Here is a 10,066-nt window from a genome sequence, read left to right on the forward strand (position 1 = left end):
ACGTCACTTTATATTAGGTTAACAATTTGCAAACTGTATGCCCTTGCTGCGACCTAATTGTTGATATCCCTCGCATCATTGCAAAACAAATGGCTATATGTCCGCATTGTCATCATAAATTGTGCGAAGCTGATGTTAATCATGATAACCGTATTGTTGCGCTTAGTTTTAGCGCTTTACTAATGCTTTTAAGCAGTGTTTTTTACCCGTTTCTTTCATTTAGTAGTAGCGGAATAACACAAACGATTACCCTACCCGATGCCGCGCGTATATTGTTTAATTACGACAGTGAATTACTCGGCTTATTTATAGATTTAAGCATTATTGCTCTGCCTATGAGCTTACTCCTTATTTTAATACCTTTGCATCTTGGTGTATTAAAAACACTACCACAAGGCATTGCTAGGAGACTCCTAAAATTTACACTTGCTCTAGAGCCTTGGATCATGTCGGAAATATTTTTAATCGGTGTGCTCGTAAGCATGGTTAAAATTATGTCGCTTGCTGATATTAGCTTTGGTATTAGCTTTTGGGCTTATGTAGGCTTTGTTATTTTATATATAGCAGCGCTTGCCCACTTAAACCGTCCCCGATTATGGGCTCAAATTAAGCCAATAAAAATACTTGAAGGTGCTCAGCATGCAAAACGTGCAATTGATGAAAACATAAAGGCATGCCATGTGTGCCATCAATTATGTAGTGGGAATGTTTGCCAGCGTTGTCATACAAAAACACATGTAAGAAATCCTTATAGTGTGCAAAAAGCGGCAGCTTGGTTAATAACCTCTGTTGTTTGCTATATTCCGGCGAACATTTTACCAATTATGCACACCACCAGCTTAGGAGACGAATCGCCTTCGACTTTAATTGGCGGTGTAATCACGCTATGGAAAAGTGGCTCGTACCCTATTGCAACGATTATATTTTTAGCCAGTGTTGTTGTCCCACTCGCTAAAGCATTTGTACTGAGCTTTTTATGTATCATGGTTGCAAGACCCGCTAATAGCCACACAAAAGGTTATACCCGTATTTATCAACTAACTGAATTCATAGGTAAATGGTCTATGATAGATGTATTCGTGGTTGCTATATTAGTTGCCTTAGTTCAATTGGGTAATTTAATGTCGGTAACTCCTGGTTTAGGCATTGTATTTTTTACGATTATGGTAATATGCCAAATGATGGCTGCCCACGCCTTTGACCCACGATTACTGTGGGATTCACCTAAAAACAAAACTTCAGAGACTAAAGCATGACCGAAACAGCCGAAATAACAAAAGAACCTAAAATCTCCGCCATCTGGATCATTCCGGCTATTGCGCTGTTAGTGGGTGTTTGGATGCTGTATCAGTATCAGTCGAATAAAGGACCTACTATTTTTATTGAGATGCCTCAAGCAGAAGGCATTATTGCGGGTAAAACCGAAATAAAAGTACGCAGTGTTAAAATAGGTCAAATAGATCATGTTCGCCTATCAGACACGCAAGACAGCGTAATTGCTAGAGCCCAAATAGATAAACACTATAACGAGTTATTAACTGACGATGCCAAAATGTGGGTAGTAAAACCCCGCATTGATGAAACCGGTATAAGCGGTATGAGTACCCTTTTATCGGGTGTGTATTTAGAGTTTTCGCCTGGTGAAAGTAAACAATTAAAAGAAAAATTTACATTACAAGACGAACCCGCACTTATTGGTAAAGACGTTAAAGGTGGGCGCTTTAAGCTACTAAGCTATAAAGCAGAAGTGCTTGATGTGAGTACAGGTATATTTTTCAAAAACTATAAAATTGGACAGATAGAAACCGCTACATTTGATTGGGAAAACCAAGCAATGAAATACGGTATTTTTATTAAAGAACCGTATCAAAATCTTATTACATTAAATTCTATTTTTTGGGTTAATGCCGGAATCGAAATTGACCTCTCTGCCGACGGAATTAATATAAATACAGGTTCGTTAAGTAAACTTTTAAAAGGTGGTATATCTGTTGGTTTGCCTGAGCAACAAGCCCCTGGCGATATAGCAGATGATGGTTATAGCTTTTCACTAAGCCAAAGCTATAAAGAAGCACTTGAAGAGCGCTTTTATGACTTTGATTACTACCTTATTGAGTTTGAGCAATCTATTAGAGGCCTGCGTTCTGGTGCTCCGGTAGAATACCGCGGTATGCGAGTTGGTACCGTTGTAGAAGCCCCTGCCAATGTTATTATTGACGGTAAGCCTGCACACTTTAGAAATAACAATACCGCCGTTCCAGTATTAATAAAAGTTGAATATGGACGCCTTTATCACGATAGTTCATCAGCAAAAGAATATTGGCAAGGCAGTTTAAAAGGCTGGATTAAAAACGGTATGCGCGCCTCACTAAAACCGGGTAATTTATTAACAGGTGCTGTGTATGTCGACTTTGACATTTATCCTGATGCACCAGAAGCACACTTAGACAAACTTGTGCAGTATGATGTTTTCCCAAGTATTTCTAGTGGTATAACCGTACTGGCAGATCAGGTTTCTGATGTACTTAATAAAGTAAACGATCTAAAAATTGAAGATAATCTAGAGCAAATGCAAGCAACCTTCACTGATTACCAAGCGCTTGCTAACGATATGCGAAAGCTGTTAAGTCAAAAAGATACGCAAAACTTACCTGGTGACTTTAACCGTAACTTTGAAAAAATGACAAAGAGTATGGAGCAGTTTGAAGTGACTATGCGTCAATTTGATAAAACAATGGCAAGTTACCAAGCCGGTTCAGAGCTTCACCATCAAATACAACAAACGTTAAAAGAATTTAAACGTTTGAGTGAAGGGCTACAACCATTAACCCGAGGTTTAAACGAGCAACCCAATATGTTGATTTTTGATAAGTCACTCCCTACCGATCCAACACCAAGGAAGCAATAATGAAATCGCTATTCTTATCAGCCACATTAATTTTGCTATTGAGTGCATGCAGTTCATCAATACAAACTGCGACGCAATATTATCAGTTTGAGCAACCAATTGGGGCGTCGTCTCGTAATGTTAGCGCAACAGATGCACAGCTAAGAATACAAACTGTTGTGCTTAGAGGCGCGTTGAATAACTTAGGTATTGCTATGAAAATAGACAGTAACCAAATTCACGCTGCTAATTACAACTTATGGGGCGAATCGCCAGATGTAATGCTAACCGCTACGGCTCAGCAAACATTGTTTAATGCCATGCCTAATTGGATGGTAATAAAAGGTTTGCCGGTAATTACAGAAATCGATCAGCAAACGTTTTACGAACTAGAGTACGAAATACATCACTTTAATGGTGACTTAAAGGGTAATGCAGATATATCGGGTCTTTGGCGATTATATTACACACACCCAGAGACCGGCAGGCGTTTGATCAGCATCCATAACTTTTCAAACTTAGTCCCTATTGATGATGATGGTTATGACGGTTTAGTTTCGGCACTTGAAAAAATATGGCTAAACATCAACCTAAATGTCGCTAAAGAAATAGAACAAGCAAGACTGTAGTTTTGATCTTATTCATTGCTTTCCACTAAAGAAGCACTTGTTAGTTAGCTAAAAAAGAAGAATGAGGGGTCATTAAAATTAATAAAAATGAACCCCTTCATAATATATTATTATTTTAAAAGTATGTAACAACCAGCATGTAAATTACCTATTTTCAATAACTTAAAACGGAATTATAAATGAAAGAAGTTGAGGTCGCTTATACCGACTTAGAATTAATGCAAATGGGAAATGATGAACGAGCTCATGTTGTAAGTCAAAGGAAGATGATTGGTGCTGGTGTTGGCGGGCTTGTTTTATTGGCCGCTGCATATAGCTTTTTTATTGCTGCAAAGTTTTTCTTTCTTGATGTTCCTTTAATAGAACCTTTATATTTTATTACTAGCCCTTTCTGGTGCATACCGTTACTATTTTTAACAAGGTCTGTTTTTTTTAGAACACTCTTAGCTATTTGGGTTACAGTCTCCCTTCCTTTCCTTTTTACTTTTACGTTTACAATTCAAGATTTTTACTTCGGAACGAGCATTAATTTCGATTATCTCTTTAGTAATTTGAGTCAATTTTACGAACTTGCCTATGGAGATATAGGTTCAAAATTACAACATTTAACTATATCTAGAGCACTTTCTCTTGAACAACATAAAATATTTATGAGCGGTATTATGCTTATTAACTCACTCGTGTTGGTTATCTGCTTTTCTATGTTTTATCGTATTTGTTACGACGTAATATTAGGTTTTAGCAAAAACAAACCAACGCTTGAAGTTAATGGTTTTTTTCAGTACTTAGGTGGTTTGTTCATTGTATTTGCAACCTACTTCATCCTTGCTCATCTGCTTATACTTACAAAGGATCTTCCTTTCGGCTTAGGTATATTTATTGCTTGGAATGTAATGTTTTACCCATTTTTAGGTATTCGATTAGCCTTAACAAATTCCAAAAGAAAAACTAAAGACAAAATAGGCACAATGCTTACGCGTTATTACATCGTATTTGGATTGGTCATTTTTCCTTTATCATTATATTTGAGTGGTAGCTTAATGGTAAAAATACAAGGAATATTATCGGGTAGCATATTCTCTATTTTGTTTTTTTTGCCAATCATTTTAGTGCCATTTTTTCTTTATTCGTTAAAAGACAAAAAAGTACAAGAACAAAGTGATTAAATAAAAGCACTAACTACAGTTATAGTTTTACCCGTTGTAACTGTAGTTATAAATGTGAAGGCATAATGTCTCATAAAAAGATCGAAGGTCCTCTATACTGAGCAAAAAACGAGCGCGTAAGATGTTAGAGCGCTTTCATAATTTGCTGTATATTCCAAATATATTACATCGATAAAATTTCATAACATTCGCTAATATTTGCTAACCCTGACTAGCGTTTTATAGATTCAAATATCATTTCCAACATACCTTAAAACCTCACTAAAACCCCATTCGTAATTGTGCAACCAACTTTAAACTTAATATCATTTTTTTGAATTCAAATATCAAAGTATTTTTAATTAAAAACATACCTCCTCTAAATTTAAACACAAACCTAATCCTGACACATTCCCCACACTATTTACCGATACCTTGCAAACCCCGTTTTAGGTACAATGCGTTTTGCATTCATTGTTTTGAGTTGTGTATTTATACACACGAGTGTAATTAATACATCCTCGTTTAATACCAATTCGCTTAATTTAGAGGTCTATTTTGAGGTAATAAAACGGTGTCGGTAACGAGGCATAAATTATCGAAAAGCAAGGAGATTAATAGTAAGGAGTAAAGGTATTGGGCAGTTGGAAATGATTTTTAAATTCTTACTTTGTTTTAACGAGTAAAAAAATCAACATCATAAAACCTGCGCAACTCTACTTACCATTTAACAGCTTTAAATCATTTATATATCACGTTTAATTATCTGTTTATAAAAGATAAAAGCGGTAGATGTAGTAAAAATTGAGGTTAATCCCTTAGTAATTGGATATTTTTTAAGGAAAATAATATGAAAAAAAGCGCACTGCTTGGCTGTGCCATTAGTATTACTTTGTGTTCAATCACACAAGTACATGCAACGGTTAATAATCAATTAAATAAAGGTCTTTTTAATACCTTAAGTGCAAATACTAATGTTGTTGCTAATGAACAGTTTGGTATTGAAATAAGCTCACAAACGAGTATAACATTTTTTGTAAATACATCTGACTGGGCTGATGTACATTATATTTTAAACAGCGATAATCAACATAATGCTCGCATGATTATAAATGGCTCACGTAATACAAGAACTCTAACGGGCTTGAGCAATGGCGACATTATTAAGTACTCATATACTTATTTAGATGAGAGTGGAGCAGCAAAAGACTCACCTTGGAGTACCTATATTTTTAATGCTGTTGTTGATAGCACAGATTCAGATAATGATGGTGTTAATGACACCGAAGATCTATGCCCTAACACAGCAACTAACGTAGTTGTTGATGCAGTCGGTTGTATAATTGAGCCTAATGATAATGAAGAAGAAACTGACTTAGGTAGTATCGTCCCGTTATATAACAATTCAACAGTACTTGAGCATGCTATTTCTTTTGATCGTGGTGATGCACTCGTTACTCGCTTTGCAGACAGAGGACGGGATCGCCATGCAAAAGAGGATCAATTTCAAGCTTACGATCACTATTTATCGCATTATTGGACACACCGTACCGCACAATTCGAATTTGTTGATTATGTTGCTAAAGGCGGCGATTCAATTGAAATCACTTTTATCACAGAGTGGAAATTAGACGCCAAAGAATTTAGAGCTTGGTATCGAGGTTTAAATACCGTTGCAGAATACCATGGTAACCTTGGCGGTGGAGTGATTGAATTAGATAATGGTAGTTATGACCATGATTTTAATAAAATAAGCGATACAGGTAATCAATATCGATATAAATTAGTTATTAATGATTATCGTCCATTAAATTGGTCCCCGTCTAATGTTATGCCTCTAGAAGTTGGCCAACGTATGGAGTTTGAAGTGAGCCAGTTTTTAGATATATCAGTCCCTGAAGGTCGTACGAATTACTACGGTACAACTTATTTATATATTGTTGGTGAAGGTTTAGCCCCTTGGAAAACCGTTGGTAACTTTGATGACGAGAGTTCTGAACGTGAAGATTCATACCCAATTGCCCAAAATGGTCGCCTAGGTGGCGGTACCACTTTGCCTTATAACTACACTAACGAACCTGATAACCACTTTATGCAAATGGCTACCAATTTATCAAACGTAAACGGTCAAGCATTTGTACAAGGTCGACGAATTCACCACACTAACTTTACCACGGGTGGACACGACGAAAGTGTTGAAAATGGCATTTTCACTGAGCTTGTAGGCAAAGCTGGTATGCATTATGTTAATACATCTTGTTCTGGTTGCCATGAACGCAATGGCCGAGCTTCAGTGGCTAATACCGGTGTTCCTTTAGATAAGTGGGTATTTGCAATCGCTGATGCTGACTCTCAGCCAGACCTTTTGAGAGGGAGTGTATTACAGCCTAGTAATATTGGTATTAACTCTGCATTAGGTGAAGGTACGGTAACAATTGCCTCATGGACTGAAAATAATGGTTTGCGCTCTCCTAATTATGAATTTTCTAGTGGTAGACCCGCACTTTTTTCTGCTCGATTAGCACCTCAGTTAGTCGGTTTAGGTTTGCTTGAGGCTGTCAGCGAAGCAACTATATTAGAACGAGAAGATCAAGATGACCTTGATGGAGATGGTATTTCGGGTAAAGCGCGATTATCAATAGACCCACTTACTGGTGAAACGCGTTTAGGTCGTTTTGGCTACAAGGGCAATGCAACGTCTATTAAACATCAAGTTGCTGGTGCATTAAATACTGACATGGGAGTAATGACATCGGTAAAGCCAACACCTGATTGTGGCCCTAATCAAACAACCTGTGGAAATGAATTGGGTAGTGAGCTGTCCGATGAAAATTTAAATAATTTAGTTAAATATATTTCTTTGTTAGGTGTTCGTGCACAACGCGACCTTGATAACGATAATGTTATTCTAGGTGAAACCATATTTAATGAGATTGGGTGTGAAAGTTGTCATCGCAGCACAATGAAAACCAGTGAGTTTGCACCATTAGCCGAATTACGAAACCAAACTATTCGCCCGTTTAGTGATTTATTATTGCATGATATGGGCGAAGGTTTAGCTGATAACTTAGGCGCTGGTAATGCAACAGGCGCAGAATGGCGAACAGCACCTCTTTGGGGTCTTGGCTTATCAGCCTGCGTAACCGGTGGTGTTACTAACCCTACCGGTTATCAGGGTGATGATGTGTGTAAACCTGACGCTAACTATTTACATGATGGACGAGCGCGTTCTATAAATGAAGCAATTATGTGGCATGGCGGCGAAGCTGAAAACGCCCGTATTGCCTATGAAAGCATCACTTCATCAGAACAATCAGCATTGTTAACATTTTTAAACTCACTTTAAAATGAGTTATTAACTATCGCTATTAACTTTGACTGACCTTATATCTGATAAAGAGGATTTACGAGTCCATTAAATCATAATGACATCTAGGTTTATTACTTACAGTTTAAGTTAATAATTAAAGCCTATGCTATTTACCCTTACAGCATAGGCTTTTTATTTTAAGCATCATGATTCGTTTTTTAACTGAGTGAAAGTTCAGTACTAAATAGCTTTTAATCACAGCATTAAAATAAATGTTATTTAATGCATTTATTTATTGACTGAAATTAAAAAGCAGATTATTTTTGCGCTGATGTTTTTACAGGCACAACAATAGCGGTTTGCACTCCTTGCACCGTCTGGCGCCAAAGCCAACGCGTCTCATTAAAACGGCTATTTAACATAACCATTTAGTGACCCTCCCGCGCGTACAAAAGCAGTGACTTGGAATATGATTTAACAACAAACTTATCATCTTCTTTGTTTTTGTATAAGCAGTTTAAAAATTATACTTTTAATTTTTATGCATGCTTTTAATTTTGTGAATACTTAAATGCTTGAACCTTCTGCGTTGAGTTTACTACCACCGTTAGTGGTGGTTATATTGGCTGTTGTATTACGCCGCCCTATTTTATCTTTACTTATTGGTGCTTTAGTTGGTTTAGTTATAGCCGACCCTGCACAGGTACTTACTAACTTTGCGAGTACATCGCTAAAAGTGATGACAGACGAAACTATCGGCTGGCTAATACTTGTATGTGGTGGCTTTGGTGCACTCATCGCGCTATTAGTACGTACAGGTGGCGCATCGGCTTTTGGCAAGCTAGCTCTTAAATACACCAAAGGTAAACGCTCATCTTTGTTTATGACCTTTTGCTTAGGTGTGGTTATTTTTATTGATGACTACTTAAATGCGCTTACCGTGGGTGAGACCATGAAACGCATTACCGATAAATTTAAAGTTAGCCGTGAAATGCTTGCCTATGTTGTTGACTCTACTGCCGCACCAATCTGTGTACTTGTCCCTTTATCTACTTGGGCGGTATTCTTTGGTGGCTTATTGGTAGATAACGGTATTGCTGAAGAAGGCAAAGGTATTGCTGTTTATATTCAAGCTATTCCGTACATGTTTTACGCGTGGTTTGCCGTGCTTGTTGTTTTACTTGTTGTACTAGGTGTTATTCCTGCAATTGGTCCGATGAAAAAAGCAGAACAAATGGCGAAAATTGAGCAAGCTCAAGTCGACCCTGCTCAATACAGTGACGTTCAAACAGCAGATGAATACGCAGTAAAAGCAGCTGAAGAAAACTTTGAAGATGCCGACCCTAAAGGTAAATTACGTAACTTTTTAGTGCCTATTATTTTATTGGTCGCGTTTACGGTTTACTTTGAAATAGACGTATACAAAGGCTTACTAGCAACAATGGCGGTCACTCTCCCGTTTTATGCGCTACAAAAATTAATGAGCGTAAGTGAAATGATTGAGCGCATGCTTGATGGATTTAAAAGTATGATCCCCGCTATTGGTACTGTTATAGCCGCGTTTATATTTAAAGATGTATGCGACTTAATTGGTTTACCTCAGTTTGTTATTGGCAGTTTAAGCCCTTATATGACCGCTGCATATTTACCAGCCGTGGTATTTATTTCGATGGCTATTTTAGCGTTTGCAACAGGGTCTAGCTGGGGTATTTTTGCTGTATCAATTCCGATTGTTATGCCGCTGGCAAATGCGGTTGATGCAAACATACCACTGGTCATTGGGGCGCTATTATCGGCTTCTTCTTTTGGTAGCCAAGCGTGTTTTTACTCAGATTCAACGGTGCTCGCAGCGCAAGGCTCTGGTTGTAATTTAATGAGCCATGCCGTTACACAATTGCCTTACACGCTAATTGCTGCGGCATTAGCTGTTATAGGCTTTTTAGTAATGGCTTAATTAGCTTAAATAAAAACCCCAATGTAGCAATACATTGGGGTTTATTTTCAGGGCAAGATCACGAACTTTACCTTGACTTCAAAGTATGATCTTATACTCCTTTTTACAAGGAGCATTCTCATGCTTGATATTCAGCTATTT

At 37.4% G+C, this 10,066-nt stretch carries 6 protein-coding genes; all 6 read left to right on the plus strand.

Translation table 11 applies throughout. The annotated features are described in order from the left end of the window. Positions 1-89 precede the first annotated feature (89 nt). The 6 genes from GQR56_RS17575 (at position 90) to GQR56_RS17600 (ending at position 9,925) form a co-directional block, all read left to right on the plus strand. On the plus strand, positions 90-1,256 hold the full coding sequence (locus tag GQR56_RS17575) for a PqiA/YebS family transporter subunit (protein ID WP_024610938.1): 1,167 nt from the start codon (positions 90-92) through the stop codon (positions 1,254-1,256). Beyond that, complete coding sequence (pqiB, locus tag GQR56_RS17580) at positions 1,253-2,908, plus strand: intermembrane transport protein PqiB (RefSeq protein ID WP_166113902.1); 1,656 nt, start codon at positions 1,253-1,255, stop codon at positions 2,906-2,908. Before GQR56_RS17575 ends, pqiB begins: the two co-directional genes overlap by 4 nt. Beyond that, positions 2,908-3,516 carry a PqiC family protein gene (locus tag GQR56_RS17585; RefSeq protein ID WP_024611136.1) on the plus strand — a complete coding sequence of 203 codons (609 nt, stop codon included), beginning with the start codon at positions 2,908-2,910 and terminating at the stop codon, positions 3,514-3,516. The genes pqiB and GQR56_RS17585 overlap by 1 nt, the downstream gene beginning before the upstream one ends. 179 nt (positions 3,517-3,695) lie before the next feature. After that, complete coding sequence (locus GQR56_RS17590) at positions 3,696-4,682, plus strand: hypothetical protein (protein WP_029880441.1); 987 nt, start codon at positions 3,696-3,698, stop codon at positions 4,680-4,682. A gap of 829 nt (positions 4,683-5,511) precedes the next feature. After that, positions 5,512-8,007, plus strand: a complete 2,496-nt coding sequence (locus GQR56_RS17595; RefSeq protein ID WP_166113905.1) for a di-heme oxidoredictase family protein — start codon at positions 5,512-5,514, stop codon at positions 8,005-8,007. 535 nt (positions 8,008-8,542) lie between these two features. Next, positions 8,543-9,925, plus strand: coding sequence for a Na+/H+ antiporter NhaC family protein (locus GQR56_RS17600; protein WP_166113908.1), 1,383 nt, complete (start codon positions 8,543-8,545; stop codon positions 9,923-9,925). Positions 9,926-10,066: the final 141 nt, after the last annotated feature.

Origin of the sequence: Pseudoalteromonas sp. Z9A5 (genome assembly GCF_011378875.1) — a bacterium.
GTDB lineage: Bacteria > Pseudomonadota > Gammaproteobacteria > Enterobacterales > Alteromonadaceae > Pseudoalteromonas.